Source organism: Streptomyces sp. NPDC026301 (genome assembly GCF_055567935.1).
Genome location: NZ_JBVHPN010000003.1, coordinates 306,637 through 319,990, shown reverse-complemented (window position 1 = coordinate 319,990; position 13,354 = coordinate 306,637). Strand labels below are relative to the sequence as shown.

The following is a 13,354-nucleotide window of genomic DNA, read 5'->3' as shown; positions in this document are numbered from 1 at the left end:
CTAACCGGCCTTCATGATCGCAAGGGCGGAATGCGTGCTTACGGGAGGTGTGGGCGTATCGGTGGACTCGGGGTAGTGCGCGGCGGTCCGTGCGCCCTCTTCTTCAGGCGGAGCGCGTCACCGTTCGCCGGAACTCCGCAGCCTGTGGCGGATGTTGTCGAAGTGGTCGCGGACCGCCCGCTCGGCGCGGGGCCCGTCACCGTCGCGTACCGCCGCCAGGATCTCCTCGTGCTGGCGCACCGTGGTCTCCGGGTCGGCGTGCGCCGCGACGAGATCGGTGCGCACTCGGTGGAAGGCGTCCCAGAACGCCTCCAGCACCTCGCTGAGCAGGAGGTTCTCCAGGCCGCGATGGAGCGTGGCGTGGAAAGCCCGGTCGGTCTCGGCCCGGACGCCGCCGGCCGCCGCCTCCGCCCGCATCCGCGCCACGATCGCGTCCAGCTCGGCCAGGTCGGCGGCGGGCACCCGCCCCGCCAGCCGCGCGATCAGCCCGGTCTCCACCGCCTCGCGCAGCTCCAGCAGCTGCAGCAGGCTGTCCTCGCCCCGGTAGTGCCCGGCCACCGTGCGGAAGGTCAGGCCCTCGATCATCGGGGCCATCGACATCGGCCCGACGTAGGTGCCGAAGCCGTGCCGGATCTCCACGATGCCCATCGCCTGCAGCGCCTTCAGCGCCTCGCGCACGGAGTTCCGGCTGACCCCGAGCAGCTCCATCAGCTCCGGCTCGGTCGGCAGGGACGCCCCGGACGGCAGCCGCCCGTCGATGATCAGCCTCTTGATGCGCTCCTGGATGTCCCTCGCCATCCCGTGACTCTGCACCCCGGCCCACCGTTTTGACCAGCACTTCCCCGCGGTCCCGCGCAAGGGAGCCGTAAAAAATGGCCGAGGCCCCCTCGTCGTGACGAGGGGGCCTCGGTCCTACGTGCGCCGCCAGGGACTCGAACCCCGGACCCGCTGATTAAGAGTCAGCTGCTCTAACCAACTGAGCTAGCGGCGCGCGCTGACCTGGAAAACTCTACACGAACACCAGGGGTGCTCCGGACCGCGGAAGGCCGTCCGGCGACCCGCCGAATGTGTGAGGTGTGACACTCCTGCCGGTATGGGTGCCGACCGGCTTTTCTCCCGCGTGTCGCATTCCCCCGCCGGGACTCATTGACGCGATTTCGCCCGACGGTTCGCCGGTTTTGCTCCGGGGAAGAGGGTTTCCGTGCACAAGGTCATCAGTTGCCCCGTCAGCATGCGGTATGTGCCGGTAGTTGAGAAGCTGTGCCGGTGTGAGGCCAATGAGACAGCAGTGGCCGGAAGGGGAACGGGAATGACGGTGCCGGTGTTCGTCGAATTCGAGCCCGCGGACGACTGCCCCTGCGCGGGCTGTGCCCAGCAGCGGCGGACCCTCGCGCACACGGCGCGACTCAGGGACGGCGGCCACCCCGCCGCGCACGGCGCCCGCCGCGCACTCGTACTGGCGGCCGCGGCCGGTACGGTCCTGGCCACCCCGGCCGCCGGTGTCCTCCCGGCGACGGAGGACGGCCGTCCCGCGGCCGGCCCGGCCGGCAGCGCGGCGGCCGACACGGGACCGGCCCCGGCCCCGCAGGCGACGCCGGGCGCGCAGGGCCGGGTCAGCGGCTTGTACGGCGGTGCGGGCAGCGGACGCGCGCGGCCCGCCGAGGAGCCGCGCGGCACCACGCGCGCGGCGATCATCGCGCGGGCGAAGGCGTGGATCGCGGCCCGGGTGCCGTACAACATGAACGGCTACTGGTCCGACGGCTACCGCGAGGACTGCTCGGGCTTCGTCTCGATGGCCTGGGGGCTGGGCAGCAACCAGTGGACCGGATCGCTCAGCCGGTACGCCGTGCGGATAACGAAGGACGCGCTGCGGCCCGGCGACATCCTGCTGTACCACAACACGGGGAACCCCTCGGCAGGGTCGCACGTGACCGTCTTCGGCGGCTGGGCGGACGCCTCCCGGAAGAAGTACGTCGCGTACGAACTGGCTCCGCAGCACGCCCGCAAGAAGGTCACCCCGTACGCCTACTGGAGCAACGCCGACAAATATGTGCCCTATCGCTACCGGAACCTGATCGACAGCGGAGTCCCCGACGGCGGTCTTCCGGACGGCGGTCTGCCCGACGGCGGGCTTCCCGAGGGCGGGCTCCCGGACGGTTTCTCGTCCGCCTTTCCCGGCCTGGGGCACTTCGGGCCCGGCGCCCACAACGCGTGGGTGACCGAGCTCGGGCGGCTGCTGGTGGCCCGCGGCGGCGGCGCGTTCTACCGCGCGGGGCCCGGACCGCGCTGGAGTTCGGCGGACCGCGAGGCCACCCGGGCCTTCCAGCGCGCCCAGGGGTGGCGCGGCGCGGAGGCCGACGGCCTTCCCGGGCCGGACACCTGGGCGTACCTCTCCGGCGGCAAGGGCCGGAACATCGGCGGCCACGCGGCCGGCGGCAAGGCGGGCGGCTTCCCCGGCGTCCGGCACTTCCGGCCCGGTCAGTCCGGCAGCCACGTGACCCGGCTCGGCCGGCAGCTCGTACAGAAGGGCTACGGCAAGCACTACACCTCGGGCCCCGGACCGCGCTGGTCGGAGGCGGACCGCCGGAACGTCGAGGCGTTCCAGCGCGCGCAGGGCTGGCGCGGCGCCGAAGCGGACGGCTACCCGGGCCCCGAGACCTGGCGGCGACTCTTCCTATGACGGAGCAGACGGAGCACTTCATGGCAGGCAGAACGGACAGCGGACAGCCGGAGACCGCGTTCCCGGCGGAGCCGGGATACACAGCGGGGGCCGAGGGCTACGGACCGGCGCCGCGGATGGTCCCCCTGATGGACCCGGACACGGGACTGCCCTTCGTGGACGAATTCGGCGTCGCGGCCGGACCCGCGCCGACGGGCTCGGGGCAGGTCCCCACGGACTCCGCCGGCCCGGTACCCACCGGCCCACCCCCCGCCCCGTACTGGGCGGCCGCCTCGGAGCCGATCCCCGACCCGGCGCCCGTACCGAGGCCCGAACCCGAGCCCGCGCCGGAGCCCGAACCGGACCCGGGGCCGCAGGGCCTGCCGCCGACGGCCGGCATCGAGGCCGCCGAGGAGCTGCTCGACACCGCCGAGCGCGCGGTGCTGACCGACGCCCTCGGCGTGGTCGACGCCGGCAGCCGGGTGACCTCGCCGGCCGCCGCGCCCGACGGGGAGACCGGCCCGGGCCGCCCCGCGTCCGTACGGCCCGGCAGCCGGCGCGCCCCCGCGGCGGACCCGGACCTCACCGAGCGGCGCGGCCCCTCCCTCCCCGGCGGGTACGCGCTGTGCGCCGGGCTGCTCGCCGCCGCGTGCTGCGGGGCGCTGCTGTGGTGGCACGGGATGCTGCCCGACCAGGCCGTACGCCTGCTGCGACTGCCCGCCCGCGCCCGTACGCCGCTGCCGCCCCGCGACCTGGCACTGCTCGTACTGGGCTGCGCGGCCACGCTCTTCGCGCTCGGCGGGCTGGCCCGCGGCCGGGTCGGCGGCGCCTGGGTGCTCAGCCTCTTCGGGCGCTACCGCGGCACCGTCCGGCGCACCGGCCTGGTGTGGATCAGCCCCGTGCTGCGCCGCCGCCGGGTGGACGTGCGGCTGCGGCACTGGCGCAGCGAGCCGATGCCGGCGGTGGACGCGGCCGGGGTGCAGCTGCGGGCCGTGGTGCTGGTGGTCTGGCGGGTCGTGGACGCCGCGCGGGCCCGGTACGCGGTCGACGATCACCTCAGCTACCTGCGCGAACAGGTGGAGGCGGGCACCGCGCGGGTACTCGGCCGGCTGCCCGCCGACGCCTTTCACGAGGAGTCGCCGAGCCTGCGGGACGCCGACGCGGTGGGCGACGCGCTGACGGCGCAGCTCGCCGCCGACTGCCGCCCGGTGGGCATCGAGGTGTTCTCCGCGCAGCCCACCCGCATCGAGTACGCGCCGGAGGTGGCGGCCGCCATGCACCGCCGGCAGATCGCCGCGATCGACGCCCGGCACCGCGACACCGTGCTGACCTCGGTGGTGGACGCGGTGGACGACACGGTACGGCGGCTCACCACCCGGGGGCTGGTGGAGCTGGACGACTACGAACGCAAGGCGCTGGTCAAGGACCTGACCGTGGCGTTCTACACCGCCCGCGGCAGCGCGGCGGCGCAGGAGTGAGGCGCCGTGGTGGCCGCCACGACCCGCACCCTCGAACTGCAGCTGCTGCTCGGCCCGGACACCGTCGTCCCGGTGGCGGGCCGGTTCAGCTACCGCAGCGACCGCCCGTACGAGGTGCGCGTCGCCTTCGTCAGCCAGGGCCGTACGGTCACGACCTGGGTGTTCTCACGGGAGCTGCTGCTCGCCGGGCTGCGCGGCCCGGCGGGTGAGGGAGATGTGCGGATGCGGCCGTTCCGGGACGCGGTCGGGCTCCGCCGGGTGCACATCGAGCTGTGGGCCGCCGGGAGCGCGTGCGCGCTGACGGCCGAGGCGACGGACCTGGCGGCCTGGGTGCGGGCGACGGCGGAGGTGGTGCCGCCGGGGGAGGAGGGCCGCTTCCTCGATCTGGACGCGCACCTCGCCCGGCTCTTCGCGGAGCGGAACTGAGGGTCCGGGTCCGCACCTTGCGGCCGCCTGAACGGGCGGCGGGGCACGGGTGACGAGCAGGTGGGCAATTGGTCTGGACAAGTGCAACAGGCGTCATTACGCTGCGACTTGGTCTAGACCGCAGTGCACGGCTCTCACCGAACCTCCCCCACGTTCAGGAGCGAAGCATGCGCAAGAAGATCAGCGTCGCCGTGATCACCCTCGGCATAGCCGGCGCCTCCCTGCTCGCCACGGGCAGCGCCTCCAGCCACGGGTACGGCACCCAGCCCCCGAGCCGGCAGTCGCTGTGCGCCGCCGGCACCGTCAAGAACTGCGGCGCCATCCAGTGGGAGCCGCAGAGCGTCGAGGGCCCGAAGGGCTTCCCGGCCGCGGGCCCCGCCGACGGCAAGATCTGTGCCGGCGGCAACTCCTCGTTCGCCGAGCTGGACGACCCGCGCGGCGGCCAGTGGCCCGCGACCGCCCTCAAGGCGGGGCAGGGCTTCACCTTCAGCTGGAAGATGACCGCCCGGCACGCCACGACGGACTTCCGGTACTACATCACCAAGGAGGGCTACGACCCGAGCAAGCCGCTCACCCGTGCCGCGCTGGAGTCGCAGCCCTTCATGACGGTGCCGATGGGCGGCAAGCAGCCGCCGGAGACCTGGAGCCAGCAGGGCACCGTCCCCACCGGCCACCACGGCCGGCACATCATCCTCGGCGTCTGGAACATCGCCGACACCGGCAACGCCTTCTACTCCTGCGCCGACGTGAACCTGTCGTAACGGCAGACCGCCGGCCGTCCCGGCACACGACGAAGGCCCTCACCGGAGTGAGGGCCTTCGCTGTCTGTGCGCCGTCAGGGACTCGAACCCCGGACCCGCTGATTAAGAGTCAGCTGCTCTAACCAACTGAGCTAACGGCGCCTGCTGACGACGTAAATACTACCCGCTCCTCGGGGGTGCTCCTGACCGTGTGGCCCCAGCCACACCGCGGGCCCCTGCTGTCGGGAGCTCACGCGCCCGGCAGCAGGTCAGAGCGCCAGCGACAGCAGGACCGGAGCCGCCCTGCGGTTCAGCGTGTCGGCGGCCTTGCGCAGCCGGTGGGCGTGCTCCAGCGGCATCGACAGCGCGAGGCAGCCCACCGTCGCGCCGGCCGTGATCGGGACGGCCGCGCAGACCGTGCCGACGGCGTACTCCTGGAGGTCCAGGACGGGGACGGAGGCCGGCTGGCTGTCGAGCTTGTGGAAGAGCACCTTCTCGTTGGTGATCGTCCGGGAGGTGAGCCGGGCGGTCTTGTGCCGCGAGAGGTGGTCCCGCCGGCCGTCGTGGTCGAGCTGGGCGAGCAGGCACTTGCCCATCGCGCTCGCGTGCGCCGTGCGGTGGAACTCCGCCCATTCGTTGACCTTGGGGGCCTGCGGGCCGTCGGCGTAGTGCAGGATGCGCACCTCGCCGTCGATGTAGCGGCTGATGTAGACCGCGGCGCCGACGGAGTCGCGCAGCTCGTCCAGCGAGGTCTGCAGCTTGTCGTTGAGCGCCTGGGCGCGGTCGACGCCGCCGCCGAGCAGCGACAGGGACTCCCCGACCACATACGCGCCGTCGGACAGCTGGTCGAGATAGCCCTCGCGGCGCAGCATCGCCAGCATGTGTGTGAGATGGCCGGCGGCCAGACCGGTCTCCCGCGCTATCTGCGCGTCGGTCGTGCCGGTGGGGTGCCGGGAAACCGTTTCGAGCACACGGAGTGCATAGCGCACCGAGTGGTAAGGCGCGGTGGGCTCGTACGTCGGCGCCACGGTGTCCCCCTAGCAGGTTGTGACCGTTTGCATCGTCACCGTCGCCGCCCGTCACGGACATCGTGCGTCGCGCGGCCTTACCGGGTGGCGGGGCTCGTACCACGATAGCCGCCAACCGGGCTTACAGGAGGGGGCCTTGAGTGAAAATCGTCGTTCGGGGTGCTTCTGTTCAGCGATTCACCACCATGGCATATGCCCACGGCACGACCCGGGGCAGAGAAACGGCCCGCCGCCCCGTCGTGGGGCGGCGGGCCGCTCCTCCTGTCCGGCGCGCCGGGGGGGATCAGAGCACCGCGCTCAGGAACTCCCGCGTCCGCTCGTGCTCCGGCTCCGTGAAGATCTTCTCGGGCGGCCCGGACTCGATGACCCGGCCCGAGTCGAACATCAGGACGTCATCGGAGATGTCCCGCGCGAAGTTCATCTCGTGCGTCACGCACAGCATCGTGATGTCCGTCGTGTGCGCGATGTCCCGCAGCACGTCCAGCACGCCGGCCACCAGCTCCGGGTCGAGCGCGGAGGTGACCTCGTCCAGGAGCAGCACCTGCGGCCGCATGGCCAGGGCGCGCGCGATGGCGACCCGCTGCTGCTGACCGCCGGAGAGCTGGGTGGGGTACTTGTCCACGTGCTCGGTCAGGCCCACCAGGTCCAGCAGCTCGTGGGCGCGCTCCTCGGCCGCCTCCTTGGACATCCCCAGCACGTGCACCGGCGCCTCGGTGACGTTGCGCAGCACCTTCATGTTGGGGAAGAGGTTGAACTGCTGGAAGACCATGCCGATGTTCTTGCGCACCTCGCGGGTGTGCTTCTCGCCGGCCGGTACGAGCTTCCCGTTCTTCTGTTCGTGGGTGAGGTACTCCCCGCCCACCCTGATCGTGCCCTCGTCCGGCTTCAGCAGCGTCATCAGCAGCCGCAGGATCGTGGTCTTGCCCGACCCGGAAGGACCGATGAGGGTGACGTGCTTGCCCGAGGAGACCGTGAAGTCCAGCGAGTCCAGGACCGTATTGGTACCGAAGCGCTTGGTGACGTGGTCGAAGCGGATCAGCTCGCTGCCGTCCACCGCCGGGTTGGCCGATTCTTTCGAGGGGGTGATGTCAGCGGACAAGGCGACGCTCCAGGGCTCGCAGAAGAAGGGAAGCCGGGTAGGCGATGACGATGAAGGCGAGGCCGACGACCGTGTAGGGCTCGATGGTCTGGAAGGTCTGGGACGAGAACTGGCGGGCCTCGCCCAGCATCTCCAGCACCCCGATCACGAAGATCATCGGCGTGTCCTTGAGCATCGCGACGACGTAGTTGCCCAGCGCCGGCACGACCCGGCGGATCGCCTGCGGCAGGATCACCGCGCCCCAGGTCCGCGAGCGCGGCAGGCTGAGCGCGGTCGCCGCCTCCCACTGGCCCACCGGCACGCCGTCGATGCCGGCGCGGTAGACCTCGGCGGTGTACGTCGAGTAGTGCAGGCCGAGGCCGATCACGCCGGTGGTCAGCGCCGAGAGCGTGATCCCCCACTCGGGCAGCACGTAGTAGAGGAAGAACAGCTGGACGAGTAGGGGGGTGTTACGGATGAACTCGGTGACCCCCACCACCGGCCAGCGCACCACGGCGTGCTCGGAGCGCTGCGCCATGGCCCAGAACAGCCCGAGGACGAAGGCGATCAGCGAGCCGAGCGCCAGGGCCTCCAGGGTGACCAGCAGGCCGTGCCAGAACATCGGCAGGAAGTCGCCGACCGCGTTCCAGTTCCAGTTCACTGGCCCGTACCTCCCGCCGGGGCCGCGCCGGAGCGCGTGACGTCGCCGACCTGGGCGGCGCTCAGCTTGCTGCGCAGGCCCTCACGCTTCTCGGGGGCCTTCCCGATCCCGGCCTTGGCGTGCCGCTCCACGACCCGCATCCCGCGCGTCAGCAGGAACGCCAGGATGAAGTACATGACCAGGATGATCGTGTAGACGGGGGCGCTCTGGCCGGTGGCGTTGCGTACCAGCGAGGCGCCGAAGGCGATGTCGGCCACGCCCATGATCGAGACCAGGGCCGTGCCCTTGAGCAGCTCGATCAGCAGGTTGTTGAACGGCGGGACCATCTCCGGCCACGCCTGCGGCAGGATGATCTTCCGCAGCTGCTGGGCGGGGCTGAAACTGAGCGCGATGCCCGCCTCGCGCTGGGCAGGGGCCACGGCATTGACCGCGCCGCGTACGACTTCCGAGCCGTACGCGCCGTAGCTCAGGCCCAGGGCCAGTACGGCTGCCCACATGGGGACCAGCTGCCACCCGAAGCCGATCGGGAGTACGAAGAAGACCCAGAACATCAGGATCAGCGCGGACGTGCCGCGGAAGATCTCGAAGTACGCGCCGGACAGGAAGCGCACGATCCACAGCCGGTGGGCCCGGGCCAGGCCGATGACGAAGGCCACCACGGCGGCGAGTGCGGCGCTGAAGACCGTCAGCTGGACGGTGATCCAGACGCCCTGGAGGAGGAGTTCCCACAAACCCCAGCTGATTTCGCTCATGGCTTGCACTTCTCCTTAGCGGTGATGGTCGTCATCTGGTCCTTCGTGAACCCGAAGGGCCGCATGACGTCCAGGAGTTCGCCGCTCTTCTTCATCTTGTGCAGCTCGCGGTTGAAGGCGTCCCGGAGATGGGTCTCCGGGGAGCGGAAGGCGAATCCGCCGACGTCGATGACCGGCTTTCCGTCCACGTACGGCGTGACTTCCTGGGTGGCCTCCGCCTTTGTCGTCTCGGTCTCGCGCACGACGTTCCGCACGGTCACCGCGGTGCCGACGAACACGTCGATGCGCCCCTGCTCGACCGCGAGCAGGCCGGCCAGCTGGTCGGGCAGGGTCGTGATGTTCTTGACCCCGGCCTCCTTGGCGTAGCCGATCTCCGCATAGCCGACGCCGGTCGCCATATGGGCACCGGCCTTGGCGATGTCCTTGTAGGAGTGCAGGTTCTTCGGATTCCCCTTCGGCACGATGAAGGCATCGAGCATCTGGTATTCGGGATCGGCGAAGATCACCTGCTGACATCGTTCCGGATTGATGTACATCCCGGCGGCCACGACGTCGAACTGGAGGGAATTCAGCCCGGTGATGAGCGAGCCGAATTCGGTGGCGAACGGCTGTACGTTCGCCACGCCCAGCCGCTTGAAGATCCGCTCGGCGATGGCCGGCGCCGAGCCGGTCATCTTCCCGTCCTTGCCGATGTAGCCGTACGGCTGCTCGCCGGCTAGGCCCAGCCGTACGGTGCCCTTGGCGCGCAGCTGTTCCAGCAGGTGCCCGCCGTCACCGGTGTCGGCCGTCGACACCCGGCTGCACCCGCTCGTGGCGCCCATCGCGCCCGCCGCGCCGAGCGCCGCCACCCCCGCGAGCAGCGTGCGGCGGCGGAGGCCGCTTCCCGAACTTCGCCCGGATTCTTTGGTGTTCCCCATTGGTGGAGCCATGGGCGCGCGACTACCCGAAGCCGCCGGAGCTATGCCGATCGTTTCCGGCCCTTGATGTTTCCGGTACCGAAGGGGACCTACATGCAGTTGCGGGGGAAACATGGGCGTAACAGCGGCTATGTGTGGGGTGGTTGGGACAGGAGGGAAATGACTTCTCCCGTGCTGCCCGGGGAAGTGTCCGGGGACGCCCTACGCTCGGGGTGCCGGGTGATACGTCACCGATGACCGGCAGTGACCGGTAAGCATGGTAATCAACCAAGAGGGGTCATCATGGCCGATCGATTCATCGAGGTCTCCCTGGACAAGCGCGGCGTCCGCTGTACGGCGAAGCTGCTCGACGACCGCGCGCCCGTCACCTGCGCCGCCGTCTGGGACGCGCTCCCGCTCGGCGGCGACGTCTACCACGCCAAGTACGCCCGCAACGAGATCTACGCCCTGGTGCCGCCCTTCGCCCCCGAGGAGCCGCCGCTGGAGAACCCCACGATCACCCCGATCCCCGGCGACCTGTGCTACTTCACCTTCACCGACACCCAGCTGGCTACCTCCTCGTACGGATACGAGGCGGCGGCCGAGCGGCAGGGCGCCAAGGCGGCGCACGCCGAGCGCACCACCGTCGTCGACCTCGCGCTCTTCTACGAGCGCAACAACCTGCTGATCAACGGCGACGCGGGCTGGGTCCCGGGCATCGTCTGGGGCTCCGTCGTGGACGGCCTGGACCGGATGGCCGACGCCTGCCAGGACCTCTGGCGGGCCGGCGCGCTCGGCGAGACGCTCAGCTTCCGCCGGGCGTAAGAGCCTGGGTCTAAACCCTGGTCGGATCAGCGAACGTCGTCTGGTGCGTGCTATCGCAAGGCGCCGGAGCGTCCTCGTAGCGGAGCTACGTGGGCGGTTCGGCAACGCCGCGAGAGTGCGTGCCAGGCGGCGGGCGCCCGGCCGGGGTTTAGACCCAGGCTCTAACGCTCAGCTCCCGCCGGGCGCGGCGATGAGCGCCGGGGCCGGGATGTCCGCCACCCCGGCCCCGTACAGGGCGTGCGCGGCGCGCAGTACCAGCGCGTCCGCGTGCCGCGCGCCGACCAGCTGCACCCCGATCGGCAGCCCGTCGCCGTCCACGCCGCACGGCAGCGTCGCGGCGGGCTGCTGCGTCATGTTGAAGGGGTACGTGAACGGCGTCCAGCCCGTCCAGCGCTCGTGCCCCGACCCCTTCGGCACCTCCACGCCCGCCTCGAAGGCCGTGATCGGCTCGGTCGGCGTGACCAGCAGGTCGTACGTCTCGTGGAACCGCCCCATCTGCCGGCCGAGCGCCATCCGTACGTCCACCGCCGCCAGGTAGTCCAGCGCGCTGTAGCGCGCGCCCTGCTCGCACACCGTGCGCAGCGCCGGTTCCAGCAGCTCGCGCGCCTCCTCCCCGAGCGGCTGCACGACCCGCGCCGCCCCGCTGAACCACAGGGTGTGGAACGCCTCCACCGGGTCCTCGATCCCCGGGTCGACCTCCTCCACGTGCGCGCCCAGCTCCGCCAGCTTCTCCACGGCCCGCCGGACCGCCGTCGCGATCTCCGGCCGTACGGGGACGTCCCAGCCGAGCGTCGGGCTGTACGCCACCCGCAGCCCGGCCACCGGCCCCGACAGCTGCTCCACGAACGAGCCGGACACCGGGCCGAGCTGCGACCAGTCCCGCCAGTCCGGGCCGGAGATCGCGTCCATCAGCAGCGCCGCGTCCGCCGCGTCCTTCGTCATCGGCCCGACGTGCGCCAGCGTCCCGAAGGGGCTCGATGGATACATCGGCACCCGTCCGTACGTCGGCTTCAGCGCGAAGACGCCGCAGAAGGAGGCGGGGATGCGGACCGAGCCGCCGCCGTCCGTCCCCAGGCTCAGCGGCCCGGCGCCCAGCGCCACGGCCGCCGCGCCCCCGCCGCTGGAGCCGCCCGCGGTGCGCTGCGGGTCGTACGGATTGCCCGTGACGCCCTGCAGGGGGCTGTCGGTGACGCCCTTCCAGGCGAACTCGGGCGTCGTGGTCTTCCCGATGAAGACCGCGCCCTGCTCCCGCAGCCGGGCGACCGAGGGCGCGTCCTCGTCCCACGCCTGGTTCGCGCGCACGGTCCGCGAGCCGCGCAGGGTCGGGCCGCCGCGCATCAGGATGATGTCCTTCACGGTGACCGGTACGCCGTCCAGAGGCCCGGCCGGCGTACCGGCCCGCCAGCGCTCCCCGGACTCCTTCGCGGCGGCCAGCGCCTCGTCGGGCTCCAGCCGGGTGAAGGCGTTGACGTACGGCTGCACCCGCTCCGCCCGGTCCAGTGCGGACCGCACCGCCTCGACGGGAGTGAACTCGCCGGCCGCGTAGCCGGCCGTGAGGCGCAGTGCTGTGAGATCCGCCAGTCGGTTCATCAAGCCCTCCATCGGGGGAGTGGAGCGTGCGCGGAATGCGCCCCGGCGGGCCGGGGCGCGGGCGGGCGCGGCGGAGGCCGTACGCGCGGGCTTACTGCACCGGCACGTACCCCAGCCGCTTGTCGACGACGTTCAGCAGCGGCTCGCCGGCCGCCCAGCGGTCGTAGTTGTCCATGAACTGCTCGGCGAGCGCGTCCCGCCAGCCGAGGGTGTCCCCGCACATGTGCGGCGAGACGATCAGGTGCGGGACGTCCCACAGCGGGCTGTCCGTGTCCAGCGGCTCCTGCTGGAAGACGTCCAGCGCGGCGGCCGCGATCTTCCATCCGCGCAGCGCCTCGATCAGATCCTGTTCGATCACCATCGGGCCGCGCCCGACGTTCACGAAGCGGGCCGATTCCTTCATCCGGCCGAACGCCCGCCGGTCGAAAAGGCCGCGGGTCTCCTCGGTGAGCGGAGCGGCGCACACCACCCAGTCGGCGGTCGGCAGCAGCCCGTCCAGTGCGTCGCTCGCATGTACCAGTCCGAACTGCGGATCACCCGTCCGCTCCCGGCGTCCGACCAGGTCGACCGTGATCCCGAGTGCTTTCAGGGTCTGCCCGATGGCCCGCCCGATCGGCCCGGAACCGACCACGACGGCCCGCGATCCGGCCACCCGGAGCGTTTCCCTGTGCTGCCACCGCCGCTGCCGCTGGAGTTCCCAACTGCCATAAAAATCCTTGGCCATCGCGATCACCAAACCGGCGACGTACTCCGCGATGGGTTGCTCGAAAACGCCCCGCGCATTGGTCACAACGGTCTCGTCCTCGATCAGCCCGGGGCACAGCAGCCGGTCCACGCCGGCGCTCGCGGTGTGCACCCAGGCGGGCCGCGGGCCGCCGGCGGCCCAGGCGTCGCGGATCGCGTCGGAGGTGAAATCCCAGGCCAAGAGCACATCGGCGGTAGGAAGTTGGCCGGCCAGCGTCATCTCGTCCGCGAAGATCACCTTGGCGCGTCCGGACAGTCTGTCGAGCTTCGGCGGCGGGTCGGTTCCGAGGACAAGGACGGTGTTTTCGGTCATGGATCAGAAACCGTTCTGAAACGTGTGCCCCGTTAAATGAAAGAGGCGCCGACAGATGCCTGAGATGCGAGGATTGACCACGCTAAGAAGTCGTATCTACCGTGTCAACAACGGCTCTGTCCCGACGTCCCGGCTTGTGCCGGCAGTTTCACAATCCCTGGCCA

General features: G+C 71.2%; 13 protein-coding genes and 2 tRNA genes. 5 read left to right on the top strand and 10 right to left on the bottom strand.

All coding sequences use genetic code 11. From position 1 onward, the window contains the following. Window positions 1-117: 117 nt before the first annotated feature. Window positions 118-798, bottom strand: a complete 681-nt coding sequence (locus ACZ4MH_RS07145; RefSeq protein ID WP_351601417.1) for a FadR/GntR family transcriptional regulator — start codon at window positions 796-798, stop codon at window positions 118-120. Window positions 799-917: 119 nt separating this feature from the next. Continuing rightward, window positions 918-991: transfer RNA gene (locus ACZ4MH_RS07140), tRNA-Lys, on the bottom strand. Window positions 992-1,309: 318 nt separating this feature from the next. Between ACZ4MH_RS07140 and ACZ4MH_RS07135 the strand changes: the two genes are divergently transcribed. The 4 genes from ACZ4MH_RS07135 (at window position 1,310) to ACZ4MH_RS07120 (ending at window position 5,324) form a co-directional block, all read left to right on the top strand. Further along, window positions 1,310-2,680 carry a peptidoglycan-binding protein gene (locus tag ACZ4MH_RS07135; RefSeq protein ID WP_467754350.1) on the top strand — a complete coding sequence of 457 codons (1,371 nt, stop codon included), beginning with the start codon at window positions 1,310-1,312 and terminating at the stop codon, window positions 2,678-2,680. Window positions 2,681-2,700: 20 nt separating this feature from the next. After that, window positions 2,701-4,137, top strand: a complete 1,437-nt coding sequence (locus tag ACZ4MH_RS07130) for an SPFH domain-containing protein (protein WP_467754348.1) — start codon at window positions 2,701-2,703, stop codon at window positions 4,135-4,137. A gap of 9 nt (window positions 4,138-4,146) precedes the next feature. Further along, window positions 4,147-4,563, top strand: coding sequence for an SsgA family sporulation/cell division regulator (locus tag ACZ4MH_RS07125; RefSeq protein ID WP_351599543.1), 417 nt, complete (start codon window positions 4,147-4,149; stop codon window positions 4,561-4,563). Between the two features lie 167 nt (window positions 4,564-4,730). Continuing rightward, window positions 4,731-5,324 (top strand): lytic polysaccharide monooxygenase auxiliary activity family 9 protein, encoded by a 594-nt coding sequence (locus ACZ4MH_RS07120; RefSeq protein ID WP_351599544.1) that lies wholly within the window; start codon window positions 4,731-4,733, stop codon window positions 5,322-5,324. A gap of 67 nt (window positions 5,325-5,391) precedes the next feature. On the opposite strand, the gene ACZ4MH_RS07115 is transcribed toward ACZ4MH_RS07120, so the two are convergent. The 6 genes from ACZ4MH_RS07115 to ehuB all read right to left on the bottom strand — a co-directional run bounded on the left by ACZ4MH_RS07115 (window position 5,392) and on the right by ehuB (window position 9,739). Then, a tRNA-Lys gene (locus tag ACZ4MH_RS07115) sits at window positions 5,392-5,465 on the bottom strand. 107 nt (window positions 5,466-5,572) lie between these two features. Beyond that, window positions 5,573-6,331 carry an IclR family transcriptional regulator gene (locus ACZ4MH_RS07110; RefSeq protein ID WP_351599545.1) on the bottom strand — a complete coding sequence of 253 codons (759 nt, stop codon included), beginning with the start codon at window positions 6,329-6,331 and terminating at the stop codon, window positions 5,573-5,575. Between the two features lie 283 nt (window positions 6,332-6,614). Continuing rightward, complete coding sequence (gene ehuA / locus ACZ4MH_RS07105) at window positions 6,615-7,430, bottom strand: ectoine/hydroxyectoine ABC transporter ATP-binding protein EhuA (protein ID WP_351599546.1); 816 nt, start codon at window positions 7,428-7,430, stop codon at window positions 6,615-6,617. Next, on the bottom strand, window positions 7,420-8,070 hold the full coding sequence (gene ehuD / locus ACZ4MH_RS07100; protein WP_351599547.1) for an ectoine/hydroxyectoine ABC transporter permease subunit EhuD: 651 nt from the start codon (window positions 8,068-8,070) through the stop codon (window positions 7,420-7,422). Before ehuD ends, ehuA begins: the two co-directional genes overlap by 11 nt. Next, window positions 8,067-8,822: an ectoine/hydroxyectoine ABC transporter permease subunit EhuC gene (ehuC, locus tag ACZ4MH_RS07095; RefSeq protein ID WP_351599548.1), complete on the bottom strand. Its 756-nt coding sequence runs from the start codon at window positions 8,820-8,822 to the stop codon at window positions 8,067-8,069. Before ehuC ends, ehuD begins: the two co-directional genes overlap by 4 nt. Further along, window positions 8,819-9,739, bottom strand: coding sequence for an ectoine/hydroxyectoine ABC transporter substrate-binding protein EhuB (ehuB, locus tag ACZ4MH_RS07090; protein WP_351599549.1), 921 nt, complete (start codon window positions 9,737-9,739; stop codon window positions 8,819-8,821). Before ehuB ends, ehuC begins: the two co-directional genes overlap by 4 nt. Before the next feature lie 282 nt (window positions 9,740-10,021). Between ehuB and ACZ4MH_RS07085 the strand changes: the two genes are divergently transcribed. Next, the gene (locus ACZ4MH_RS07085; RefSeq protein ID WP_351599550.1) at window positions 10,022-10,543 is read left to right on the top strand and encodes a DUF3830 family protein; all 522 of its coding nucleotides are present in this window, start codon (window positions 10,022-10,024) and stop codon (window positions 10,541-10,543) included. A 168-nt stretch (window positions 10,544-10,711) separates the two neighbouring features. Here the strand turns inward: ACZ4MH_RS07085 and ACZ4MH_RS07080 are convergent, their stop codons facing one another. Continuing rightward, window positions 10,712-12,133 carry an amidase gene (locus tag ACZ4MH_RS07080; RefSeq protein WP_351599551.1) on the bottom strand — a complete coding sequence of 474 codons (1,422 nt, stop codon included), beginning with the start codon at window positions 12,131-12,133 and terminating at the stop codon, window positions 10,712-10,714. A gap of 91 nt (window positions 12,134-12,224) precedes the next feature. Beyond that, on the bottom strand, window positions 12,225-13,190 hold the full coding sequence (locus ACZ4MH_RS07075) for a D-2-hydroxyacid dehydrogenase (protein ID WP_351599552.1): 966 nt from the start codon (window positions 13,188-13,190) through the stop codon (window positions 12,225-12,227). Window positions 13,191-13,354 lie beyond the last annotated feature (164 nt).